Genomic DNA, 405 nt, shown 5'->3' with positions numbered 1-405 from the left:
ATGCTGCTGAGCGGCGCAACGGTGGGGTCAAACACCACCAGGACGACTTCGTTGTGTCCGGTGTAGCCGGAGCAGACTTCTTCGTAGGTAGGATTGGGGGTATAACCGGCGGCGTAACCGACGGCGGTACTGTAGACGCCAGGCAGTTGCCAGAAGCACCGCTCGGCGNNCCCAAAAACAGCCCATGCCGACAACAATCTGCTCCAGCCCTTCCGGGAAAGGTGGCTGCAGTGGCGTACCTTTGACAAAGTGTTTGGCATTGTCGCCGTCGAGTTTCATCGCCTCATCACGCCCTTTCAAGGCCTGATCCCGCGTGGGCATTTCCAGCTTTCTGGTACCAAAAAACATACTTTCGACCACCTTGTGCGTTGTCGTTGAGACCGGTTCTGGAGGCGGTACAGTCTT

Annotated in this window: 1 pseudogene; it reads right to left on the bottom strand. The window is 57.3% G+C overall.

Annotated elements, in window-relative coordinates:
• Positions 1 to 348, bottom strand: a pseudogene (locus B3187_RS11790) (peptide-methionine (S)-S-oxide reductase); the annotation flags it as partial.
• Positions 349 to 405: the final 57 nt, after the last annotated feature.

The sequence above is a fragment of the Marinimicrobium sp. UBA4209 genome, from assembly GCF_002381585.1.
GTDB lineage: Bacteria > Pseudomonadota > Gammaproteobacteria > Pseudomonadales > Cellvibrionaceae > Marinimicrobium > Marinimicrobium koreense.
Note: the sequence above shows the minus strand (reverse complement) of the source record. Positions and strands in the feature narration are given on the sequence as shown.